This is a genomic window from Leucobacter komagatae (genome assembly GCF_006716085.1).
Classification (GTDB): domain Bacteria; phylum Actinomycetota; class Actinomycetes; order Actinomycetales; family Microbacteriaceae; genus Leucobacter; species Leucobacter komagatae.
On sequence record NZ_VFON01000001.1, the window covers coordinates 2,646,680 to 2,668,229 of the forward strand.

At 67.3% G+C, this 21,550-nt stretch carries 19 protein-coding genes; 12 read left to right on the forward strand and 7 right to left on the reverse strand.

Annotated elements, in window-relative coordinates:
- The first annotated feature begins 5 nt into the window (after positions 1 to 5).
- Positions 6 to 734 (forward strand): VOC family protein, encoded by a 729-nt coding sequence (locus tag FB468_RS12085; protein ID WP_246055862.1) that lies wholly within the window; start codon positions 6 to 8, stop codon positions 732 to 734.
- Between the two features lie 104 nt (positions 735 to 838).
- Here the strand turns inward: FB468_RS12085 and FB468_RS12090 are convergent, their stop codons facing one another.
- Positions 839 to 2,143, reverse strand: coding sequence for an ATP-dependent DNA helicase (locus tag FB468_RS12090; protein ID WP_141887568.1), 1,305 nt, complete (start codon positions 2,141 to 2,143; stop codon positions 839 to 841).
- Positions 2,144 to 2,239: 96 nt separating this feature from the next.
- Between FB468_RS12090 and FB468_RS12095 the strand changes: the two genes are divergently transcribed.
- Complete coding sequence (locus tag FB468_RS12095; RefSeq protein WP_141887569.1) at positions 2,240 to 3,472, forward strand: MFS transporter; 1,233 nt, start codon at positions 2,240 to 2,242, stop codon at positions 3,470 to 3,472.
- Here the strand turns inward: FB468_RS12095 and FB468_RS12100 are convergent.
- From FB468_RS12100 to FB468_RS12115, 4 genes are all read right to left on the reverse strand, one after another.
- Positions 3,469 to 4,854, reverse strand: coding sequence for an MFS transporter (locus FB468_RS12100; RefSeq protein WP_141887570.1), 1,386 nt, complete (start codon positions 4,852 to 4,854; stop codon positions 3,469 to 3,471). The two genes, FB468_RS12095 and FB468_RS12100, sit on opposite strands and share 4 nt — an antisense overlap.
- 157 nt (positions 4,855 to 5,011) lie before the next feature.
- On the reverse strand, positions 5,012 to 6,292 hold the full coding sequence (locus FB468_RS17280; protein ID WP_211359132.1) for a DUF4822 domain-containing protein: 1,281 nt from the start codon (positions 6,290 to 6,292) through the stop codon (positions 5,012 to 5,014).
- Between the two features lie 114 nt (positions 6,293 to 6,406).
- Positions 6,407 to 7,030, reverse strand: coding sequence for a response regulator (locus FB468_RS12110; RefSeq protein WP_141887571.1), 624 nt, complete (start codon positions 7,028 to 7,030; stop codon positions 6,407 to 6,409).
- Positions 7,027 to 8,217 (reverse strand): sensor histidine kinase, encoded by a 1,191-nt coding sequence (locus FB468_RS12115; protein ID WP_141887572.1) that lies wholly within the window; start codon positions 8,215 to 8,217, stop codon positions 7,027 to 7,029. The genes FB468_RS12110 and FB468_RS12115 overlap by 4 nt, the downstream gene beginning before the upstream one ends.
- A 236-nt stretch (positions 8,218 to 8,453) precedes the next feature.
- Here FB468_RS12115 and dnaK point away from each other — a divergent pair, with 236 nt between their 5' ends.
- Genes dnaK through resB form a run of 9 tightly spaced genes read left to right on the forward strand, consistent with a single transcriptional unit; the run spans position 8,454 to position 17,279 of the window.
- Positions 8,454 to 10,301, forward strand: a complete 1,848-nt coding sequence (gene dnaK, locus FB468_RS12120) for a molecular chaperone DnaK (protein WP_141887573.1) — start codon at positions 8,454 to 8,456, stop codon at positions 10,299 to 10,301.
- 2 nt (positions 10,302 to 10,303) lie between these two features.
- Positions 10,304 to 10,945, forward strand: a complete 642-nt coding sequence (locus FB468_RS12125; protein WP_141887574.1) for a nucleotide exchange factor GrpE — start codon at positions 10,304 to 10,306, stop codon at positions 10,943 to 10,945.
- Positions 10,938 to 11,897 (forward strand): DnaJ C-terminal domain-containing protein, encoded by a 960-nt coding sequence (locus FB468_RS12130; protein ID WP_141887575.1) that lies wholly within the window; start codon positions 10,938 to 10,940, stop codon positions 11,895 to 11,897. The genes FB468_RS12125 and FB468_RS12130 overlap by 8 nt, the downstream gene beginning before the upstream one ends.
- Positions 11,898 to 11,954: 57 nt before the next feature.
- Positions 11,955 to 12,374 (forward strand): heat shock protein transcriptional repressor HspR, encoded by a 420-nt coding sequence (locus tag FB468_RS12135; RefSeq protein WP_246055863.1) that lies wholly within the window; start codon positions 11,955 to 11,957, stop codon positions 12,372 to 12,374.
- The gene (locus tag FB468_RS12140; protein ID WP_141887576.1) at positions 12,362 to 13,531 is read left to right on the forward strand and encodes a class I SAM-dependent methyltransferase; all 1,170 of its coding nucleotides are present in this window, start codon (positions 12,362 to 12,364) and stop codon (positions 13,529 to 13,531) included. Before FB468_RS12135 ends, FB468_RS12140 begins: the two co-directional genes overlap by 13 nt.
- Positions 13,532 to 13,578: 47 nt before the next feature.
- The gene (locus FB468_RS12145; RefSeq protein WP_141887577.1) at positions 13,579 to 14,223 is read left to right on the forward strand and encodes a histidine phosphatase family protein; all 645 of its coding nucleotides are present in this window, start codon (positions 13,579 to 13,581) and stop codon (positions 14,221 to 14,223) included.
- Positions 14,220 to 14,849: a TlpA family protein disulfide reductase gene (locus FB468_RS12150; RefSeq protein WP_141887578.1), complete on the forward strand. Its 630-nt coding sequence runs from the start codon at positions 14,220 to 14,222 to the stop codon at positions 14,847 to 14,849. Before FB468_RS12145 ends, FB468_RS12150 begins: the two co-directional genes overlap by 4 nt.
- Complete coding sequence (locus FB468_RS12155) at positions 14,849 to 15,622, forward strand: cytochrome c biogenesis CcdA family protein (protein ID WP_141887579.1); 774 nt, start codon at positions 14,849 to 14,851, stop codon at positions 15,620 to 15,622. The genes FB468_RS12150 and FB468_RS12155 overlap by 1 nt, the downstream gene beginning before the upstream one ends.
- Entirely contained in the window at positions 15,606 to 17,279 is a 1,674-nt protein-coding gene (gene resB, locus FB468_RS12160) for a cytochrome c biogenesis protein ResB (RefSeq protein WP_141887580.1), read from the forward strand. The genes FB468_RS12155 and resB overlap by 17 nt, the downstream gene beginning before the upstream one ends.
- Before the next feature lie 208 nt (positions 17,280 to 17,487).
- Here the strand turns inward: resB and FB468_RS12165 are convergent, their stop codons facing one another.
- A complete protein-coding gene (locus FB468_RS12165) occupies positions 17,488 to 19,251 on the reverse strand; it encodes a phospho-sugar mutase (RefSeq protein WP_141887581.1) in 1,764 nt (587 codons plus the stop codon).
- 194 nt (positions 19,252 to 19,445) lie between these two features.
- On the opposite strand from FB468_RS12165, the gene FB468_RS12170 reads away from it, so the two are divergent.
- The gene (locus FB468_RS12170; RefSeq protein ID WP_170219715.1) at positions 19,446 to 20,696 is read left to right on the forward strand and encodes an NAD(P)/FAD-dependent oxidoreductase; all 1,251 of its coding nucleotides are present in this window, start codon (positions 19,446 to 19,448) and stop codon (positions 20,694 to 20,696) included.
- On the opposite strand, the gene FB468_RS12175 is transcribed toward FB468_RS12170, so the two are convergent.
- Complete coding sequence (locus FB468_RS12175; RefSeq protein WP_141887583.1) at positions 20,693 to 21,499, reverse strand: purine-nucleoside phosphorylase; 807 nt, start codon at positions 21,497 to 21,499, stop codon at positions 20,693 to 20,695. The two genes, FB468_RS12170 and FB468_RS12175, sit on opposite strands and share 4 nt — an antisense overlap.
- Between the last annotated feature and the right edge of the window lie 51 nt (positions 21,500 to 21,550).

Genomic DNA, 21,550 nt, shown 5'->3' on the forward strand with positions numbered 1-21,550 from the left:
GCGCTGTGAATGCTGTGAGTGCGGCTGCGCTCGACCACATCGTCATCGCTGGCCCCGACCTCGGGACGCTCGTCGCCTGGTTCGCGGAGCTCACGGGCGTGACGGCCGAGCCCGGTGGGCGCCATCCGATCGGCACCCAGAACGCGCTCGTCGCGCTTACTGTCGACGGGCGCCGCGGGCCGCAGTACATCGAGCTCATCGGGCCCTACGACGACGCGGCCGACGCGCCCCTGCCGACGAAGTTCGGGATATCGGAGCTCACCGGCCCAACAGTGCAGACGTACGCGATTCGCGTGCCAGACATTGACGAGGCTGTCGTGAGCGCGCGTGAAGTCGGGTGGGAGACGGGGCCGGTCGGCGACCTGTCGCGGCGCACACCCGCGGGTGACCTTCTCGAGTGGCGCCTCACGCGCTCTGAGGCGGATCCTGAGCGCTACGACCTGCCGTTTCTCATCGACTGGGGCAAGACGCCCCACCCCGGGGAGACCGTCGGGCCGTCGCTCGAGCTCGTGGGCTTTGTGCGGCTCGAGTCGAGCGTCGAGCGGGCCGAGAGCTTGCGCCGGGAGCTCGCGGCCGTCGGCGACGGTGCGGTCGGCGTGCGGGTTTCGGGGTCTCCGGGGTTCGCCTTGACGCTCCGGTCGGAGAGCGGCGCGCTCGTCGAACTACTCCCTGCGGCTCCCTCCCGGCAGGAGAGCCCCATCCCGCCCAAACCACCCGTTGCCAACGGTTGGTAAGCGGCCCTTTTGCGAGGAACCTACTGTCTGGCGGGCCTGGAGGGGCCCGCGGGCCTGGAGGGGCCCGCGAGCAGGGCGGAGCCCCGCGCCAGGGAGAAACCCCGCTACGCCTGCGAGGAGCTCGCGGACGCCGCCGCCTGCTTCGGCTGCCTGTCGGAGAAGAAACGCACGACGTTCGGGTCAACGATCACGTCCCGCGGCTGCAGCGGCCGTGCGAGGTAGAGGCCGTCGAGCGACCTCACCCGGCTGAGCGCGACGTAGGTTTGGCCGGCGCTGAAGGCACGCGGCCCGAGGTCGATGGCCGCGGCGTCATAGGTGTGGCCCTGGGACTTGTGGATTGTCACTGCCCAGGCGAGGCGCAGCGGGAACTGCTCGAACTCCGCGACGACCTCCTTCTCGAGCTTCTTCGTGTCGGCGTCGTACCGGTACCGGAACCGCTCCCACGTTGCGGGCTGGACCTCGTACTCCTCGTCGCCAACGATCACCCACACGGTGCCCTCGATCTTCGACACCGTACCGATCGTGCCGTTCACCCAGCGGCCGTCGGGGTCGTTGCGCAGAAACATGACCTGCGCGCCCTTCTTCAGCTCGAGCACCTCATCGGCCGGGTACGTGTTCTCACGGAACTCGCCGGTGATCTCGGCGGCGGCTTTCAATCCCGACCCCTTGATCTCTGCGAGCCGCTCGGCGTTGATCCTGTTCACCGTCGCGTTCGTCGTCGCGAGCGTGATGACGTCGCGCGGCGGCTTGCGAGCGCCGGCGGTGTTCAGCTCGTTCGCCTGCGTCTCGTCGACGACGCCGTAGCGCACGGCCCCGAGGATCTGCTTGAACCTGTCGTCGCTCTGCCGATGCACCTCGGTGAGCTCGATCACGTCGAGCGGGGTCTCCTGCCACACTTTCGAGTCGAAGAACCAGAGCGAGCGGTAGGTGTCGTCGAAGTACGCGCGTTCGTGCGGGTCGCGCGGCGGTACGGGCGGCAGCTGGAACGGGTCGCCGAACATGATGATCTGGGCGCCACCGAATGGGTCGTGCCGCTTGCCGCGGGCCTGCCTGAGCGAGCGGTCGATCGCGTCCATGAGGTCTGCCGACACCATCGAGATCTCGTCGATGATGAGGGTGTCGATCGAGGCGAGCATCTTCTTCAGCTCTGCGGGCTGGTCGAGCTCGTGGTCGGCGATCACGCCGGTCGGGAGGCGCAGCAGCGAGTGAATCGTCTGGCCGCCGACGTTCAACGCCGCGACGCCCGTCGGCGCGCACACCGCGATGATCTTCGACGTGTTCCACGACAGGTGGTTCAGAATCGTCGACTTGCCCGTGCCCGCGCGACCGGTCACAAAGATGTGCTCGCGGGTGTGCTCGATGCGCTCGTAGACGTTGAGCTGCTGGGGGCTGAGTTCGGGGCGCGACACCCAAATAGGCTACCCCGCAATGGGATACTAGTGCGGCGCGTTCGCGCGTGCTCCCGATGCCGAACCAGACAATTGCCACGGAAGGCGACAAGCTTCGTGCCCCCACTCACCACTTTTCGGCGAAACCTCGCGCTCTTCGCGCTCGCGATTGGCGGCTTCGCCATTGGAACGACCGAGTTCGCGACGATGGGCGTGCTCCCCGAGATCGCGCGCGACCTGCTGCCCGGCTATGACGCAGACCCGCAGCGGATCATCGCGCAGGCGGGCAACATTATCACGCTGTACGCGCTCGGCGTCGTCATTGGCGCACCGGTCTTCGCCGTGCTCGGGGCGCGCATGTCGCAGACCAAACTCGCGATCTGGTTGCTCGTGCTGCTCTTCGCGGGCACGGTCGGCTCGGCCCTCGTGCCCGGGTTCGGGGCCGTCTCGGTCTTCCGGTTCATCGCGGGGCTGCCGCACGGCGCCTACTTCGGCGTCGCGTCGCTGCTCGCCGCGCGCCTCATGGGCCCCGGCAACATGGGCAAGGGTATTGCCCTCGCGATGAGCGGCCTGACGGTCGCGAACGTCATCGGCGTTCCCCTCTCGACCGTGCTCGGGCAGCAACTCGGTTGGCGCTGGGTCTACGGCCTCGTCGCCGTGCTGTTCGCGGCGACGCTGTTGCTCGTCGCGTTGTACGTGCCGCGGTTCCCCGGAAGCCCAGAACGGAGCCCCCTACGCGAGCTCACCGCGCTTGGCAGCGCGCGGGTTTGGATCATGGTCGCCGTGCTCTCCATCGGGTTCGGTGGCTTCTTCGCCGTCTACTCCTACATCGCGGAGGTGACGACCCGCGAGGCCGGGCTTGGTGCGGGGGCGGTGCCTTGGGTGATCGCGACGATGGGCATCGGCATGGTGCTCGGAAACATCCTGGGCGGGATCCTCACCGACCGCAGCCCCATCGGCACCGCAGTGTGGGGCTTCGTGCTCTTCATCGCCGCGTTCGTGCTGTACGCGCTGTTTGCCGGTTACCCGCTCGGCCTCTTCGTCTTCGCGTTCCTCGTGAGTCTCGCCTCGTCGATCCTGCTGCCGGGGCTCCAGGCGCGGCTCATCCGCATGTCGAGCGAGGCCAAGTTGCTTGGAGCCGCGCTCAATCACGCCGCGGGCAACGTCGCGAACAGCCTCGGGGCCTGGCTCGGCGGGCTCGTGATTGCCGGGGGCTTCGGCTACCTCGCGCCGGGGTGGCTGGGCGCGGTGCTCGCCGCAGCGGGCTTCGTGCTGCTGCTCGTGAGCCTCGCGGTGCAGCGCCGAGACGGCGGACGCAGCGTTGACACGGCGGGGATCCCGATCGCCTAGTCAGCCTCGGTGAGCACCGGCTTGCGCACGAACACGAGCGTGAGCAGCAGTCCGAGCGCGACGACGATGATGAGGCCGAGAATGCCGAAGTGCGTCGCGCCGAACCAGCCGATGAACGCCGCCCACAGCCACGGCGAGAGGAAGCTCATGACGCGGCCCGTCGTCGCGTAGAGGCCGAAAACCTCGCCCTGCATGCTTGCGGGCGTCATGTGGGTGAGGAGCGAGCGGCTCGACGCCTGGGCCGGGCCGACCGCGGCGGAGAGGATGAGCCCGCCGATCCAGAAGATGGCCTTCCCCTCTTCGCGGAAGAAGAAGATGAACAGGCCGCTCGCGACGAGGAGCGCGAGCGCGGCCACAATGATCGCGCGCGGTCCGAAGCGGTCGTCAAGCCTGCCTGCGATGATCGTCGACACCCCGGCGACGAGGTTGAGCGCGACGCCGAAGATCATTACCTCGGTCGCGGAGAAACCGAACGAGACGGCGGCCAGGATCCCGCCGAACGCGAAGATACCCGCGAGCCCGTCGCGGTAGACGGCGCTTGAGATGAGGAACCAGAAGGTCTGCCTGTGGTCGCGGAACAGTGAGCCGAGGTCGCGCGCGAGCACCGCGTAGCTGCGGAAGAACCCGACGCGGGGACGATCCGCGCGGGCCGCGGGCTCAGGCACCCACAGCACGAACGGGATCGAGAACACGATCGTCCAGACTGCCGCGCCGACGGCGATGTAGCGGTAGGCGAGGCCGTCGGAGACGTCCATCCCGAACCAGTTGAGCTCGGTGAGGGCGACGACGATGAGTAGCGCGACGATGCCGCCGATGTATCCGAGCCCCCAGCCGAGCCCGCTCACGCGCCCGACGGTCTTCTTTGTCGAGACGTCGAACAGCATCGCGTTGTAGCTCACGCCCGCGATCTCGCTCGCGACCGATCCGAAGGCGACCGCAGCCGCGCCAAACCAGAAGAACTGCGGGTCGGAGTAGACGAAGAACATTGCGAACTGGAATAGGGCGAGCACCGCGGTGCCGATGACGACCCAGCGCTTCTTGTTGCCGCGGGCATCCGCCTGCTGCCCGAGCACGGGCGCGAGGAGCAGGATGATGATGCCGGTCGCGAAGGTCACCCAGCCGTAGTTTGCGGAGAGCTCTGCGAGGCCCGTGCAATAGGCGGTGCCAGCGTCAGCGGTCTGCGAGCAGACGAGGCTGCCGTCGGCGTTCTGTGCGGCGACGTCGTCGGGCAGAAACGCGTCGGAGACGAGGTACAGCGACACCCACACGAAGGTGAGGATCACGGAGTTGAAGGGCTGCGTGGCCCAGTCCCAGAGCGCCCAGGAGGCGACGGTCCGCTTCGTCGCGGGCTGCGGGGTCTGGGCGGGTGTTGTCTCGCTCACAGCCCCAGGCTACTGCGTGTGCGGCGTTCGGTCATGGATTGGGTGGGTTACCGGGGAGTGAACACCAGGGGAGGCTTTCTACCCGAGCCTGGTGCCCCGCAACATCTTGGCCCGCCAATGCGGGTTGCTTTGGCGGGCCAAGATGTTGCGGTGGGGGCTAACCGCGCGCGCGGGCGAGTGCCCGGCGCGCGAGCAGGAGCGCTCCGCCGAGAACAGCCACAGCCGAGGCTGCTGCGGTGGCGGCCAGGCCAGAACCGCCTGTGTTCGCGAGGGAGCTTGCGCTGTGACCCTTCTGACCGTCAGCTGCGGTACCTCCTGCGGAAACCGGCTCGTCTGTGCTGGTGCCTGGTTCGGTGGTGCCGGTGCCGTTCTCGTTCCCGTTCCCGTTCCCGTTCCCGTTCCCGTTCCCGTTCCCGTTCCCGTTCCCGTTCCCGTTCCCGTTCTCGTTCTCGTTCTCGTTCTCGTTCTCGTTCTCGTTCCCGTTGTCGCCGCCAGTGTCCTCGCCGCCGTTTCCGTCGTCGCCGGTCGGCTCAGCGTGGTCGGTGGGGGTGTGGACGATGTCGACCCACTGGGTCGGGTCGGCCTGGTCGATGACGCGGTAGGTGAATTCGTTGGCGGTGAGCGTCACGATGGGGACGGTGCGTTCGAAGAGGACGTCGCCTGCGTCGTTTTTGGCGGCGATCCAGCGTGAGGAGCCGTCGGGTGCGACGGTCCAGTCGCCCTGCATTTTGGGCTTGTCGTCGAGGGTGTACATCGTGAAGGTGCCGCCCTGCTTGAAGTAGGCCCAGCCGACGAAGTTTGCTGCGCGTGCGTCGTCGAGTGCGACGGGGTTGCCGTCTTGGTCGGTTGCTGCGGTGGTTTCCCAGGGGGTTGCTGCGAGGGCCGCCGAGTAGTCGATCACCGGGTCGGTTCCCGGCTCCTGGTGGTCGGTGGGGGTGTGGACGATGTCGACCCACTGGGTGGGGTCGGCCTGGTCGATGACGCGGTAGGTGAATTCGTTGGCGGTGAGCGTCACGATGGGGACGGTGCGTTCGAAGAGGACGTCGCCTGCGTCGTTTTTGGCGGCGATCCAGCGTGAGGAGCCGTCGGGTGCGACGGTCCAGTCGCCCTGCATTTTGGGCTTGTCGTCGAGGGTGTACATCGTGAAGGTGCCGCCCTGCTTGAAGTAGGCCCAGCCGACGAAGTTTGCTGCGCGTGCGTCGTCGAGTGCGACGGGGTTGCCGTCTTGGTCGGTTGCTGCGGTGGTTTCCCAGGGGGTTGCTGCGAGGGCCGCCGAGTAGTCGATCACCGGGTCGGTTGCCGCCTGGTCTGCTGACGCGGCAGTCTCCGCAGCGCCAGCTGCGAGCGCCGGCGTGACCGGGGCAAAGCAGACTGCCGCGGCGACCAGGGTCGAAGTGATGATCGTCGTCCGCGCCGGGCGGCGAGAAGTGCGTGTCATGTGCGCTGCTTTCGTTTGAGGTTGGAAGCGCGGGGGAAATGGTGCCCCGAGCGCGTAATCCAACGCTACGAACGCTTGAGCGCCGCAGCATCAACCGATCGGTTGAATCCTGCTCTACAGCCTGATGAGGCCCTTGCCCAATGCGGTGGCGATCGCTGCCTGGCGGTTGCTGGCGCCGAGCTTCGTAAAGGCATGGTGGAGGTGCGTCTTCACGGTGGCCTCGCTGACGAGGAGCGTTTTCGCCAGGTCGCGGTTCGACAGACCCGTGGCCGCGAGCGTCAGTACTTCGAGCTCGCGCGTGGTGAGTGTCTCGTCGTCGAACCTGCTTCGCTCGTGCAGGCGCTCGGCGATTGCCGCCCCGAGCGCGGGCTGGCCGGCGGCGGCCTCGCGGATAGCTCGGAAGAGCTGTTCGGGCGCGCTGTCCTTCACGAGATAGCCTGCAGCGCCGGCTTCCATTGCGCGTACGACGTCGGCGTCAGAGTCGTACGCGCTGAAGACAATCGCCCGAATCTGCTCGTTGGTGCGCACGAGGGCGCGCACGGTTTCGATGCCGCCTGGACGTTCGGCCCCGAGATCGAGGTCGACGAGCGCCACGTCTGGGTTTGCGCCCGATCCTGCCACAGCCTCGTCGAGACTGCCCGCCTCCGCGACGACCTCGAAGTCGGGCTGGGTGTCAAGCAGTGCGCGCAGGCCGTGGCGGAGCGTCGGGTGGTCGTCGACGAGGAGTATGCGTATCACTGTTCGCCCTTCGTGGTCGGTGTGACTGCGGCGATTGTTGTGCCGGCGCCGGGGGCTGATTCGACGGTGAGTGACCCGCCGAGGCTCCGCATTCGCCAGTGCATTGCGCGGATGCCGAACCCGGAGTCGGGCGATGCGGGTGTTGGTGCCGGTGTGGTGTCGGGCACTTCGGGCACTGTAAACCCTGCTCCGTTGTCTGCGATGTCGACTCCGACCGAGTCTGCGAAGTAGGTCAGCGTCACTTTTGTGAGCGAAGCATGCGCGTGTTTGCGCGCGTTCGCCAGGGCCTCCTGAGTTACGCGCTGCAACGCGTGCGAGGCCTCGTCGGGAATGGGGCGTTCAGTGCCGAAGCGCTCGAACGTCGCCTCGGCAGCGTCCGCAAGGTTGCGCAGTACCTCGGTAAGACCTACGGGCTGCTGTGTGTTCGGCGTAACCAATCCCAGCATGAAGGATCGCGTCTCGGACAGGGCCTGCCTGAGTGCGGTGAGTGCTTCTGTCGATGCCTGCGACGTTTGCGGTGCGGTTCGCTCTGCCTCAAGTCGAAGCAGCGCCTCGGCGGTGCGCTGTGCGACCGTATCGTGCAGCTCGCTCGCCACGCGCTGACGTTCCTCGGCTGCGCCAGCGACGCGCTCCGTCTGCGCAAGTTTGTCGCGCGTCTCGAGGAGCTCGAGGTTGAGTCGCTTCTGCGTGGCAAGCGACCGGTCGAGCTCCCAATAGGCGTAGGCGAGCACGAGCCCACCGAAGAACGGGCCGAGCACGAGGCCGAGGTCTGTGCCATTCGACATGAGGTACAGACCGACGCTCACGGCGACGACGATCGTGGCGGAGAGTGCGAGCGCGCGGGCGCCTGAGAGCACGCGGTGGATGGCGAAGAACAGTGCGAACGCGCTCCACCCGAACGACGGGGCGAGTGCAACCAGAGGGAGCCAGACTGCGGTAGCCGTAAGAAGCCAGGCGCGCTGCCAGCCCCTGTTGTCGGGGCCGCGAACGAGGGCAACGGCGTAGCTTGCGCCAGCTGCGAGTGCGAGGGCGAGCACGAGGATGCCTGTGCCTGCGAGCTCGTGATAGGTGAAGTAGCGCAGCCCGCAGACGACGAGGAGGACACCGAAACCGAGGTCGACGGCGAGGTCTGCTGCGTGCATTCTGGGGGTGCGTGCGTGCAGCTCGACCGCGTCGGGTGTGTGCATGCGGCTAGGGTACCTCGGGTTTCCTGAGGGAAAACGGCTTGCCAACGTGCGACAGATGGGTGAACGATTCCTGAGAGTTGAGTGAATGTGGCTCAAGTTTGGCGAACCCGGCTTGACTCCCGAACGGGCTTCGCTAAACTTGAGTGCATCAGGCTCAACTTGCCCCAACGGGCAAGGTGAAGCTCACGAACCACCGGCTCGGGAGGCCGGTCCCTTAAACAACGCAAGGAGAACACATGTCACGTGCAGTAGGTATTGACCTCGGCACCACCAACTCGGTTGTCGCCGTTCTTGAGGGCGGCGAGCCCACCGTCATTGCGAACGCTGAAGGCTTCCGCACCACCCCCTCGATCGTCGCGTTCACGAAGGATGGCGAGGTGCTCGTTGGCGAGACCGCGAAGCGCCAGGCTGTCACCAACGTCGACCGCACGCTTGCTTCGGTCAAGCGCCACATGGGCACTGACTGGAAGAGCGACGACATCGATGGCAAGAAGTACACCGCGCAGGAGATCAGCGCTCGCACGCTGATGAAGCTGAAGCGCGACGCTGAGACGTACCTCGGCGACAAGGTCACCGACGCTGTCATCACCGTCCCCGCTTACTTCAACGACGCCGAGCGTCAGGCGACGAAGGAAGCCGGCGAGATCGCTGGCCTCAACGTGCTTCGCATCATCAACGAGCCGACCGCCGCTGCGCTCGCGTACGGCCTCGACAAGGGCAAGGAAGACGAGCTCATCCTCGTCTTCGACCTCGGCGGCGGCACCTTCGACGTCTCGCTCCTCGAGGTTGGTAAGGACGACGACTTCTCGACGATTCAGGTTCGCGCGACCGCTGGCGACAACCGCCTCGGTGGCGATGACTGGGATCAGCGTGTTGTCGATTGGCTCGCAACCCAGTTCAAGGCCTCGACCGGTGTCGACGTCTCGGGTGACAAGATCGCTCTCCAGCGCCTCAAGGAGGCCGCTGAGCAGGCGAAGAAGGAGCTGTCGAACTCGACGAGCACGCAGATCCAGCTGCCGTACCTCTCGCTCACCGAGAACGGCCCCGCGAACCTCGACGAGACGCTCACCCGCGCGAAGTTCGAGGAGCTCACGAAGGACCTGCTCGAGCGCACTCGCAAGCCGTTCGAGGACGTCATCAAGGAAGCCGGTGTGAAGGTCGGCGACATCGCGCACGTCGTGCTCGTTGGCGGCTCGACCCGCATGCCCGCAGTCACCGAGCTCGTAAAGCAGCTCACCGGCGGCCGCGAGCCCAACAAGGGCGTGAACCCTGACGAGGTCGTCGCAGTCGGCGCCGCCCTGCAGGCAGGCGTCCTCAAGGGTGAGCGCAAGGACGTGCTGCTCATCGACGTCACCCCGCTGTCGCTCGGTATCGAGACCAAGGGTGGCATCATGACGAAGCTCATCGAGCGCAACACCGCCATCCCGACGAAGCGTTCTGAGACCTTTACCACGGCAGAGGACAACCAGCCCTCCGTCGCGATCCAGGTCTTCCAGGGCGAGCGCGAGTTCACCCGCGACAACAAGAACCTCGGAACGTTCGAGCTCACCGGCATCGCGCCTGCTCCGCGCGGCGTGCCCCAGGTCGAGGTGACCTTCGACATCGACGCAAACGGCATCGTGCAGGTGTCGGCGAAGGACAAGGGCACCGGCAAGGAGCAGACGATCACCATCTCCGGTGGTTCGACGCTCTCGAAGGACGACATCGAGCGGATGGTTCGCGAGGCCGAGGAGCACGCAGCCGACGACAAGAAGCGTCGCGAGGCAGCCGAGCAGCGCAACAATGCGGAGCAGCTTGCCTACTCGGTCGAGAAGCTCATCACGGAGAACGAGGACAAGCTCCCCGAAGACGTCAAGACCGAGGTGCAGGGCGACCTCGACGCACTCAAGGCAGCGCTTGCCGGCGAAGACGACGAAGCGGTGAAGACTGCGTTCGACAAGCTGAGCGCGAGCCAGCAGAAGCTCGGCGAGGCCATCTACGCTCAGTCGCAGGAGGCACCCGAGGCTGCCGCCGAGGGCGCAGAGTCGAGCGATGAGGATGTTGTCGACGCAGAGGTTGTTGAGGACGACGAGGAGCAGAAGTAATCATGGCGAACGAGGAGCATCTGGGCGACGACCAGCCGTTGGGCGATGTTCCGGCGGGCCAGGGTGACGAGGCATCGCAGGCCGATGCCTCGTCAGCACCCGAGGCGGAGGGCGCTCCCTCCGCCTCCGGGCCGGAAGTCGATGACCTGACCGTCGACGACATTCTTGGCGCGGAGCAGACCGAGGCGGCCGCTGGCGCGGACGCCGAGGCTGCAGGCGACGACGCAGAGAACCCCTACCTTGAGGATCTGCGTCGTCTCACCGCCGAGTACGCGAATTACCGCAAGCGCACCGAGGCAAACGTCGAGCTCGACAAGCAGCGCGCGAAGGCTTCGGTCGTGGTGCAGCTGCTGCCGGTACTCGACGACCTCGACCGTGCCGAACAGCACGGCGACCTCGAAGAGGGCAGCGCATTCGCTACGATCGCGCAGAAGCTGCGAGCCAGCCTGGAACGGCTCGGCGTCGAGAGCTTCGGCGAGAAGGGCGAGCCGTTCGATCCGCAGGTGCACGAGGCAATCGCTCAGGTTCCGGTCCCCGGGACTGAGCAGCACACGGTGCTTGACGTAGTCGAGCGGGGCTATCGCATCGGTGATGTTGAGCTGCGCCCCGCCAAGGTAGCGGTGGCGGTGGGGGCTGATGGCTAGTCAGGATTGGTTGGACAAAGACTTCTACAGCACCCTCGGAGTTTCGAAGGACGCCGATGAGGCTGAGCTGAAGAAGGTCTACCGCAAGCTCGCGCGAAAGTACCACCCGGATTCGAACCCGGGTGATGCGGCGGCCGAGGCGAAGTTCAAGGAGATCAGCGAGGCGTACTCGGTGCTCTCCGACAAAGAACAGCGCGCGGAGTACGACCAGATTCGGGCGATGGGCGCCGGCGGCGCCCGCTTCACGGCGGGCGGCCAGGGCGGCCAAGGCTTCGAGGATATCTTCGGTGGGATGTTCGGCGGCCAGGGTGGCCACGGCGGCAGGAACACGCAGTACACGTTCCAGCAGGGCGGCGGCTACGACGACATCTTCAACATGTTCGGTGGCGGCGCTCGCGGCCCTCAGAAGGGGCGCGACGTCAACGCGACGACGACGATCGACTTCGAAACCGCTGTGAGCGGTGACACGGTCACTCTCCAGACCTCGAACGGCAATGTCAAAGTGAAGATCCCCGCTGGGGTGTCGAACGGCCAGAAGATCAGGCTGCGCGGCAAGGGCGAGCCCGGCCAGGCCGGCACGCCTGCCGGCGACCTGCTGCTCACCGTCACCGTGCGAAAGCACCCCGTTTTTGAGCGCGACGGCCTAAACCTCAAGCTGAAGCTGCCCGTCACCTTCACGGAGGCGACGCTCGGCGCGACAGTCGAGGTGCCGACGCTCGGTGGTGACACCGTGCGCCTGAAGGTGCAGCCCGGCACGCCGAGCGGCCGCGTGCTGCGCGTGAAGGGCCGGGGCGTGAAGACCTCGAAGGGCACGGGAGACCTGCTCGCCGAGGTTCAGGTCGCGGTGCCCAGCCACCTGAGCGACGAGGCGCGCGAAGCGCTCGAGGCGTTCCAACAGGTTGAGCCGCAGGAGAACCCGCGCGCCGACCTGTTCTCACGGGCACGCGCCTAGCTGCAGGCACCCGAACAACGAACACACCACACAGCACAACGGCGAGAAGGAGGAGCGATGGCGAACAGGCAGATGGACAGGTTCACACCGGTGTTTGCGATTGCCGCCGCCTCCGAGCTGGCCGAAATGCATCCGCAGACGCTGCGGCAGTACGACCGTATCGGGCTCGTAGTGCCGCAGCGTACAAGCGGAAACACGCGGCGCTACTCGCTGTATGACGTTCATCGTCTGCGTGAGGTCGCGAGGCTTTCGGCCGAGGGGCTGAGCCTCGAGGGCATTCGCCGCGTGCTCAAACTTGAAGACCGCGTGCGCGAGCTCGAAGGCCAGGTGCACGAGCTCGAGCGCGCGCTCTCGGACGAGCTGCTGAAGCGCCCCGACCGGCGGGTTTTCGCCGCCGGGGCCGGCGGCGAGGTCGTCACACTCCGTCGCGGCACCCGAACCCGGCGCAACGCCGAGGTCGTCGTGTGGAAGCCGTAGCCGCGAGGCTCGAGGAGTTCTGCTCCACGCTGTCGCGTGAGCCCGACTTTGACGCGCCCGAGCTTCGGGCGTATGACACGGCCGACCTGCTCATTCTCACCACCGCGGCAGGTCGCTTAGGCGACGCAGAGCCGGGAACCGTCGTCACGATCGGCGATCGCCACGGTGCGCTCACGCTGGGTGCGACGGCGGTGCTGGGTGCGGCCGATGTGCGGGCGTATCAGGATCCGCTCCTGTCGGAGCGTGCCCTCGCCGCGAACGCGTCGCGCCTCGGTCTCGGCGACAGCTACGCGAACGCCCCGTTCGGCGAGGAGCTGCTCGCGGGCGCGAAGACGGTGCTCGTGCAGCTGCCGCGCGGCCTCGACGCGCTCGAAGAGATCGCGTGGAAGATCGCGCGCTACGCGCACCCCGACGTGCGGGTGTTCGCCGGTGGCCGCGTGAAGCACATGACCCGTGCCCAAAACGAGGTCTTCGCCAGGTTCTTCGGCGAGGTCTCCGCGGGGCTGGGCTGGCGCAAGTCCCGCGTGCTGCAGGCCGCCTCGAAGGGTCTTGCCCTGCCGCAGCAGGAGGCGCCGTTCCCAAGATGGGGCAACGATAGGGAGCTCGCGTTTGGGCTCGCCGCGTTTGGCGCAACCTTCGGCGGAACGAAGCTCGATCACGGCAGCAGGCTGCTGCTCGGCACACTTTCAGGTGAGGGCAACACTGGCTGGCACGCTACTCAGCGTGACAGGGTGTTCGACCTTGGGTGCGGCAGCGGCGTGCTGGCGGTCTCGGCCGCGCTCGCTCTGCCGTCAGCGGAGGTCATCGCGAGCGACCAGTCCGACGCCGCGGTCCGTTCGACGGCTCTCACCGCCGAGGCAGCGGGTGTCGGGGAGCGGGTCGCGGTGCATCGCGCTGACGGTGCTGAGGCCGTCGCCGACGGGTGGGCGGACCTCGTGCTGCTCAACCCGCCGTTCCACACCGGGGCGACCGTGCACGCGGGCGTCGCCCACCGCCTCATCCGGGACTGCGCGCGAGTGCTGAAGCCGGGAGGAGAACTGCGAATCGTCTTCAACTCCCACCTCGCGTATCGTCCCCTGCTCGAGCAGGTCATCGGGCCCGCTGAGCAGCTCGCCCGCGACGCAACCTTCACCGTGCTCGCCGTCACGAAGCGGTAGCGATTCAGCCACCGAACTCACAGGCACCTGAAGCCTAGAATGAGTGTGTGAGCGATAAACTCTTGCACTTGGTGCGCCACGGGGAGGTTCATAACCCCGACCTCGTCCTCTACGGCCGCATTCCCGGCTTCCGCCTCTCAGAGCGCGGTCATGCGATGGCGGAGGCCGCCGCGCTCGAACTTGCCGGCAGCGACCGCAAAGTCGCGGCGCTCTACGCGTCGCCGCTGGAGCGCGCGCAGCAGTCGGCGCGCCCGATCGCGAGCGCGCTCGGCCTCGAAATCCAGACTGAGGATCGCATCATCGAACCGACCAACTTCTTTGAGGGCAAGGTGAACTCCGGGCCGGAGGCCGCGTTCAAGAAGCCGCGCTACTGGTACAAGTTCTGGAACCCGTTCCGCCCGAGCTGGGGCGAGCCGTACCGGCAGGTGGCGGCGCGCGTGCGCGAGGCCATGAACGACGCGTGGGATAAGGCACAGGGCGGCGACATCGTGATGGTCGCGCACCAGTCACCGATCTGGATGGCTCACCTAGACATCGCGGGCAAGCCCCTCTTCCACAACCCGGCGACCAGGCGCTGCGACCTCTCGAGCATCACGACATTCGAGCGCCGCGGCAACCGCTGGTTCGAGGTCGATTACCGGAACCCAGCGAAGTCGCTGATGGACGACGCAACCGATGTAGGAGCAGTATGACCGCGCGACGACGCCTCGCCGCCATCGCCGCTACCGCGGCGGCCCTCGCAGTCGGCCTCGCCGGCTGTAGTACAACCGAGGGTGACTCCCTGGCTGCGCAATGGCAGCAGGGAGGGGACAAGGGCTTCGTCGCGGGGGACGGCTCGTCAGCCTCGTTCCCTGCCGACAAGCGCGGTGAGCCGGTGGAGTTCGCAGGCGAGACCGAGTTCGAGAATGAGCTGAGTTCGGCTGACACGCTTGGCAGCGTTACCGTCGTGAACTTCTGGTACGCGGGCTGTGCGCCCTGCCGCGCAGAGGCTCCCGACCTCGTCGAGGCGTACAACGAGTTCACCCCGCAGGGCGTGAAGTTTGTCGGCGTGAATACTCGCGACCAGGCGGCGCAGGCTAAGCAGTTTGGCGTCGAGTTCGGTATCCAGTACGAGTCCATTCTCGACAATCCCGGTGGTCGCACCGTGCAGCGCGCGTTCGCGGGCCAGATCCCGCTCAACGCGGTACCGACCACGCTGATCCTTGACGCGGAGGGGCGCGTGGCGCACACCGTCGTCGGGCAGCTCGCGGGTGTCTCGCAGCTACGCACGCTCATCACGGAGACGCTCGAAGAGCAGTCCACCGCGAGCAAGAACTGATGGGGATCCAGGAGATCATCGCCGACGGGCAGCTGCTCGTCGCGTCCGCGATCGCACTGGCGGCCGGGCTCGTCTCGTTCCTGTCGCCATGCGTGCTGCCGCTGATTCCCGGCTACCTCGCCTACGTCTCCGGCGTCGCCGGCACTCCGAGCGCGAGCGCCGCGAACCCGAAGGCGGCGGGCCGCCGGGAACGCAACCGGATGGTGCTCGGCTCGATCCTCTTCGTGCTCGGGTTCGCGATTGTCTTCGTGATCCTGCTCACGCTCTCCGGTGCCGTGGGCGCCAGCACCTGGTATCTCGATTGGCAGGACGTGATCCTGCGCGTTATGGGAGTTGTGGTGATCGTCATGGGCCTCGTGTTCATGGGTGCCTTCGCGAAATTCCAGCGCACGACCAGGCTCAAGATCAGCCCGAAGGTCGGCCTCGCGGGCGCGCCGCTGCTCGGCATCGTGTTCGCGATTGGCTGGGCGCCCTGCCTCGGGCCGACGATCGGTACCGTGAGCCTCCTCGCGATGCAGCAGGGCTCGGTCGGGCGCGCGGCGCTGCTTGCTCTGCTCTACTCGCTCGGGCTCGGGATCCCCTTCGTGCTCGCCGCGTTCGGCTTCGGCTGGATGACGCAGACGATGATCTTCTTCAAGCGCCACATCCGCACGGTGAACATCGTCGGCGGCGTCATTCTTATCATCCTCGGTGTACTCATGGTGACGGGCCTGTGGGGCCTCATCATGAGTGAACTTCAGACATGGATAGGTGGCTATGTCACGCCCCTCTGATTACGATGACGGATCGGGCGCCCCGGCACCCGTAACGAGCCCGGAGCTCGGCCTCACTGGCTGGCTCCGGTGGTTCTGGCGCCAGCTCACCAGTATGCGCGTCGCGCTGATCCTCTTGCTCCTGCTCGCGGTGGCCGCGATCCCGGGTTCGCTCGTGCCGCAGCGCGGTGCCGACCCGAACGGTGTCATTCAGTACGAGAAAGACAACCCGACGCTCTTCAAGATCCTTGACGCGTTCCCGATCCAGGCGTTCGACGTCTACGGGTCCGTCTGGTTCTCGGCGATCTACCTGCTGCTCTTCATCTCGCTCATCGGGTGTGTGCTGCCGCGCGTGAAGCACCACTGGCAGGCCTGGCGCGGCACGCCCCCGAAGACCCCGGCGCGGCTCAACCGCATGGCCGGGTTCTCCGAGGTGCGCGTCACCAACGCCGAAGCCAGCGAAGAAGAGCGCCTCGCGTTCGCGCAGGCCGCCGTCGAATCCGCCGCCGACCTCCTCAGCCGCCAGCGCTACCGTGTCGAGCTGCAGCAGGCGACGCACCGCGGCGTCTCCGAGGTCTCCGTCTCGTCTGAGCGAGGGTATCTCCGCGAGACCGGCAACCTGCTCTTCCACATCGCCCTCGTCGGCGTACTCGTGTGCGTCGGACTGGGTGGCGCGTTCACCTTTAACGGCCAGCGCGTGCTCTACGAGGGCGAGAGCTTCGTCAACCAGATCATTGACTACGATTCGGCGAACTCGGGCCGCGCATTCCGCTCAGACACGCTTGAGCCTTTCAGCCTTCGCCTCGACGACCTCGACGTGAACTACATCCAGCCCGACGACGAAGATGCGAGCCCGAACTCGATCGGCCAGGTGCGCGAGTTCATTGCGAGCATGACGCTCACGGACCCGGAGGGCAATGAGAGCGCAGAGGAGATCCGGGTGAACCACCCGCTGCGCGTGCACGGCTCGCCGATCTACCTGCTCGCGAACGGCTACGCGCCCACAATCGTTGTTCGCAACGCTGACGGCGAGATCGTGTTCAACGAGTCCGTACCGTTCATTCCCCAGGGCGCCGACCCGAACCTCACCTCGCTGGGCGTCGTCAAAGTGCTCGATGGCATCACAAACGATGCGGGGGAGTCGACGGAGCTCGGCCTGCGAGGCTTCTTCTACCCGACGCAGACAAAGCTCGAATCGGGCGCGTACACGTCGAACTACCCCGACCTCGAGAACCCCGTGCTCACGCTCGACGCGTTCATGGGAGACACTGGCGTAGACAACGAGTTCGGCATCCCGCAGTCCGTGTACTCGCTTGAGACCGGCGAGATGGAGCAGCTCACGGGCCGCGCCATTGAAAAGCCCTCGATCGAGCTGCGCCCCGGCGAGACCGCTGAGCTGCCGCGAGGCCTCGGCACCGTGACGCTCGAGGCCGTGCCGCGCTACGCGTCGTTCGATGTCATGCAGAACCCGTTCCAGATCGGGATCCTGATCTCCGCCCTGCTCTCGCTCGGCGGGCTGCTGTGGTCGCTGTTCGTTCCGCGCCGCCGCGTGTGGGTGAAGGCGATCCCGACGAAGGATGGCGTTGTGCTGCAGTACGCAGGGCTTGCCCGCGGCGACGACCCGGCGCTCGACCGGGCGGTTGAGGAGCTGCGCGAGGCGCACCGAGAGGTGCTGTAGGGAGGGCGCTCGGCCGCTCAGCCCGGGGCCACCGGCCCATCCACCACAAGCCGTACGTATGTGATCGACCCTTCCAATGCCTGAACCCGGCGGGTACGGCATTGGAAGGGTCGATTACATTGCTTGGGCTGGGGCTGGGGCTGGGGCTGGGGCTTGGGCTTGGGCTTGGGCTTGGGCTTGGGCCGGGGCTTCGGCTCGCGCCCAGCCCCTAAGCCTGCAGCGCGTCCAGGAACTGCGTCACGTCAGCCTCAAGCTCCGCGAGTGCCCGCTCCGCGGCCGCCCGCCGCTTCGATGCCTTGCCCTTTTCGTTGAACGTGTCGAGGTAGATCTTGAGCTTCGGTTCCGTACCGCTCGGGCGGATCATCACGCGCGAGCCGTCGGCCAGGTCGTAGCGCAGCACGTTCGACGGTACAGCGGCGAGCCCGGGCTCAAGCAGATCCTGCGTGGCCGTTACGGCCCTCACCCCAAACGCGGTTGGCGGAGCGGTGCGGATCTTCGCCGCGAGCTCAGTCGCAGCCGCCATCGACTCGAGTCGCAGCGTGATCTGGCCGCTGGCGAAGTGGCCGAAGCGCTCGGACGCCTCTTCGAGAAGGCCCCAGATGTCAGTGCCGCGGCCCTTCGCCCAGCGCGCCATCGCGACGGCGTCGGCGCCGGCCGAGATGCCGTCTTTGTCGCGCACGACCTGCGGCTGCGTGAGGTAGCCGAGGGCCTCCTCGAAGCCGAACACGAGGTTCGGTACACGTGAGACCCACTTGAACCCCGAGAGGGTTTCGGCGTAGTCGAGCCCGTAGTCTGCGGCAACCGCGCGGAGCGCCGGCGACGAGACGATGGTGCAGGCCAGCGTGCCGGTGAGCGGAATGCCCCGCTGCTCCGCATCCTGCATCGCCCGCTCTGCGGCGCGCCAGCCGAGGAGCAGCCCCAGCTCGTTTCCGGTGAGGCGGCGGTACCCCGACTCCTCGTCGAAGTGGGGGAGCGCAACCGCGAGACGATCCGCGTCGGGGTCGTGAGCGATGATGAGCTCTGCACCCTCCTCGCGCGCGGTGCGGTACGCGAGGTCGAGTGCGCCCGGCTCCTCAGGGTTCGGGAAGTCGACGGTTGGGAAGTTGCCGTCGGGGGTCTCCTGCTCGGGCACCGAGGTCGGCAGCGGCAGGCCGCTTGCGAGTAGCACCCGACCTGAGATCTCCGCGCCCACGCCGTGCATTGCGGTGTAGACGATGCGCAGCGGCACCTCCGCGTTGAGCGTGCGGCCATCGTGAGTGAGGGGGAAGCCCGCGAGCAGCGATGACGCAGTGCGCGTCACGTAGGTGTCGGCGACGTCGGGGCCAGCGATGGTGTAGTCGGTGCTGCGCGGCAGGTCGCCGACTGGCCCCGCTGCCGCAGTCTCGATGAGTGCAGCGATCGCGCTATCGGACGGGGCGACAATCTGCGACCCCTCATCGGCGTCGCCGAGGTAGACCTTGTACCCGTTGTCGCGCGGCGGGTTGTGGCTCGCCGTGACCATGACGCCCGCGGAGACATCGAGGTGGCGCACGGCGAACGCGACGAGCGGCGTCGGCCCGTGTGACGGCAGCAGCGTGACCCGCACGCCGGCGCCGGCCATGATCTCGGCCGCATCGCGCGCGAAGACGTCGGAGTTCACGCGGGCGTCGTACCCGATCACCACCGAAGGCGGGCCACTCGTCTCACCGCGCGCGGCGCGCTCAAGCAGAAACGCCGCGAACCCGGCGCTCGTCTGCGAGACGACGACACGGTTCATCCGGGCCGGGCCCGCACCGAGCCTGCCGCGGAGCCCCGCGGTGCCGAACGACAGGCGCCCGGCGAATGTTTCGCGCAGCTCAGCAAGCGCGGTCTCGTCGCCGGCCTCGGCCTGCTGAGCGAGCCTCTCGGCCTCAGCCTGCGTGACCGGATCAATGTCGTGCGCAGCCCAAGTGCGCGCGCGCTCAAGCAGCGTTTCGAGCTCGTCGGTTGCCATTGCGCCCCCTTCACCGTGGTTGTCTGTAGACAGTTCAAGCTACCACCCGGGCTGAGAAATGCGTCGCAAGGACCCCGGCAAGCTGAGGGAACGGTGGGTGAACGCTGCGAGCGATACCCGTCCGGGGTGTGACATCGCCATGCTCTGGGGCTATCGTTGACGAGGATTAAATTAACGCGAGAAAACTGGGGATGATGAGCGAGCGAGAGTCGCACTGGTCTGAGCAGGCGGGCCCGTCTGTTCCGCGACCGGAGCTACCTGGTGACCTCACCGCCGACGTCGCCATTATCGGCGCCGGGCACTTCGGCCTCTGGACCGCGTACTACCTCAAGAAGGCCAAGCCCCGCCTGCGGGTTGTCGTGCTTGAGGAGAGCCACGTCGGCCACGGCACGCTGGGGAGCGTCGTTGGTCGCATGACCGGCGAGGTGCCTGGCGGGCGCGAGCCCTACGCCCGCCGCCACGGGCGCGACGCGCTCAACCACTACCAGCGCATCATGAACGAGGCCGTCGAGAGTGTGCTCGAGGTGACCACCGCCGAGCGTATCCAGGCAGACATCGTGAGGGGTGGTGAAGTAATCGCCGCCTACACGGCGATGCAGGATCGGCGGCTGCGGGCCGCGACAGCGCTCGCGCAGCGCGCGCCCCACACCAACCTGCGGTTCCTTGAGGCCCCCGAGGTCGCTGAGCTCATCAATCTCGCGGGAGTGCGGTCAGCGATCTGGCACCCGCACGCGGCGCGGTTCCAGCCCGCGAAGCTCGCGCACGGTCTCGCGAGGGTCGTCGAGCGGATGGGAGTTGCGATCTACGAGCGCACCCGCGTCGAAGAGGCCCTCCCGTTTTCGCTACGCACGACCCACGGCGTGGTCTCCGCCGAGATCATTGTTGGCGGAACGAACCACTTTGCAGGCGAGCGCGGCTGGCGGCGCCTGCAGCGGCCCGCGCTGGCTTCGCTGATCGCGACCGAGCCGCTCAGCGAGCGTCTCTGGGCTGACATTGGGTGGGGCGGCAACGAGCTGCTCGCGAGCTTCGCCGCGCCGCGTACCTACGCCCAGCGCACGGCGGACGGCAGAATCGTCGTCGGCGGGCGGCGTTCGCCCTGCCAGCTCAGCGCTTCGGCCGGGCGCTCGGGGCAGATCGCCGGGTCGACGTTTGCGGCGCTTCGCGCGGTGCTGCACCGTGTGTTCCCCGGTACCCGCGAGGCGGAGATCGCGCACGCCTGGTCGGGTAACGCTCGCGTGAAGCACGCTGGTGCGGCAAGGATCGGGATCGACAGGCGCACCGGGTTCACCTGGGCGGGTGCGGCGAGGGCGGGCGTCGCCACGGCAAACCTCTCGGCCCGGACGATCACGGACCTCGTGCTTGAGCGCGACACCGAGCTCACCGCGTTGCCGTCAGTGGAGCGGGGCGCGCTTCGTGAAGAACGCCCCGCTCCACTCACCCGCTAGAAGCGGGCGACGACCTCGGTAAGGAGAGCAGCGAGCCGCGGCTCGGCCTCCTTACCCGCGGTGATGACCTCCGCGTGGCTGAGCGGGGTCTCCTGGATCCCTGCCGCGAGGTTCGTGATGAGCGAGAACCCGAGAATCTCCATGCCGGCCTCGCGGGCTGCAATTGCCTCGAGCGCAGTCGACATGCCGACGATGTCGCCGCCGATGATGCCGGCGTAGCGCACCTCAGCGGGGGTCTCGTAGTGCGGCCCGCGGAACTGCACGTACACGCCGTCGTCGAGCGTCGAGTCGACCTCACGAGCAAGGTCGCGCAGCCGCTTCGAGTACAGGTCGGTGAGGTCGACGAACGTCGCACCCTCGAGAGGCGACGCCGCGGTGAGGTTGATGTGGTCTGAGATGAGCACGGGCTGGCCGGGGGAGTACGCGGGGTTCACGCCGCCGGCACCGTTCGTGAGCACCATGATCTTCGCGCCCGTCGCGGCGGCGGTGCGCACGCCGTGGACGACCGAACGCACACCGTGATCCTCGTAGAAGTGGGTGCGCGCGCCGATCACGAGGGCGTGCTTGCCGTTCGCGAGACGGATCGAGCGCAGCGTGCCCGAGTGCCCGGGCACAGCCGAGGCGCGGAAGCCGGGGACCCTGTCGGCCTCGAGGACGGCGACGGTCTCACCGATGACGTCAGCGGCCTTGCCCCAGCCGCTGCCGAGCGTGAGCGCGATGTCGTGCTGCGCGACGCCCGTGAGGTCGGCGATGACGGCAGCCGCCTCGGCTGCGAGGGCTTTCGGGTCTGAAGAATTGCTCATGCGGATAAGACTACGCCGGGTGCGCTCCCTTCGGAACGCACCCGGCGTAGT

Coding starts and splice junctions, on each gene's coding strand:
- FB468_RS17280 (WP_211359132.1), bottom strand. CDS start 6,292: ATGACACGCACTTCTCGCCGCCCGGCGCGGACGACGATCATCACTTCG.
- FB468_RS12115 (WP_141887572.1), bottom strand. CDS start 8,217: ATGCACACACCCGACGCGGTCGAGCTGCACGCACGCACCCCCAGAATG.
- dnaK (WP_141887573.1), top strand. CDS start 8,454: ATGTCACGTGCAGTAGGTATTGACCTCGGCACCACCAACTCGGTTGTC.
- FB468_RS12125 (WP_141887574.1), top strand. CDS start 10,304: ATGGCGAACGAGGAGCATCTGGGCGACGACCAGCCGTTGGGCGATGTT.
- FB468_RS12130 (WP_141887575.1), top strand. CDS start 10,938: ATGGCTAGTCAGGATTGGTTGGACAAAGACTTCTACAGCACCCTCGGA.
- FB468_RS12135 (WP_246055863.1), top strand. CDS start 11,955: ATGGCGAACAGGCAGATGGACAGGTTCACACCGGTGTTTGCGATTGCC.
- FB468_RS12150 (WP_141887578.1), top strand. CDS start 14,220: ATGACCGCGCGACGACGCCTCGCCGCCATCGCCGCTACCGCGGCGGCC.
- FB468_RS12155 (WP_141887579.1), top strand. CDS start 14,849: ATGGGGATCCAGGAGATCATCGCCGACGGGCAGCTGCTCGTCGCGTCC.
- resB (WP_141887580.1), top strand. CDS start 15,606: ATGTCACGCCCCTCTGATTACGATGACGGATCGGGCGCCCCGGCACCC.
- FB468_RS12165 (WP_141887581.1), bottom strand. CDS start 19,251: ATGGCAACCGACGAGCTCGAAACGCTGCTTGAGCGCGCGCGCACTTGG.
- FB468_RS12170 (WP_170219715.1), top strand. CDS start 19,446: ATGAGCGAGCGAGAGTCGCACTGGTCTGAGCAGGCGGGCCCGTCTGTT.
- FB468_RS12175 (WP_141887583.1), bottom strand. CDS start 21,499: ATGAGCAATTCTTCAGACCCGAAAGCCCTCGCAGCCGAGGCGGCTGCC.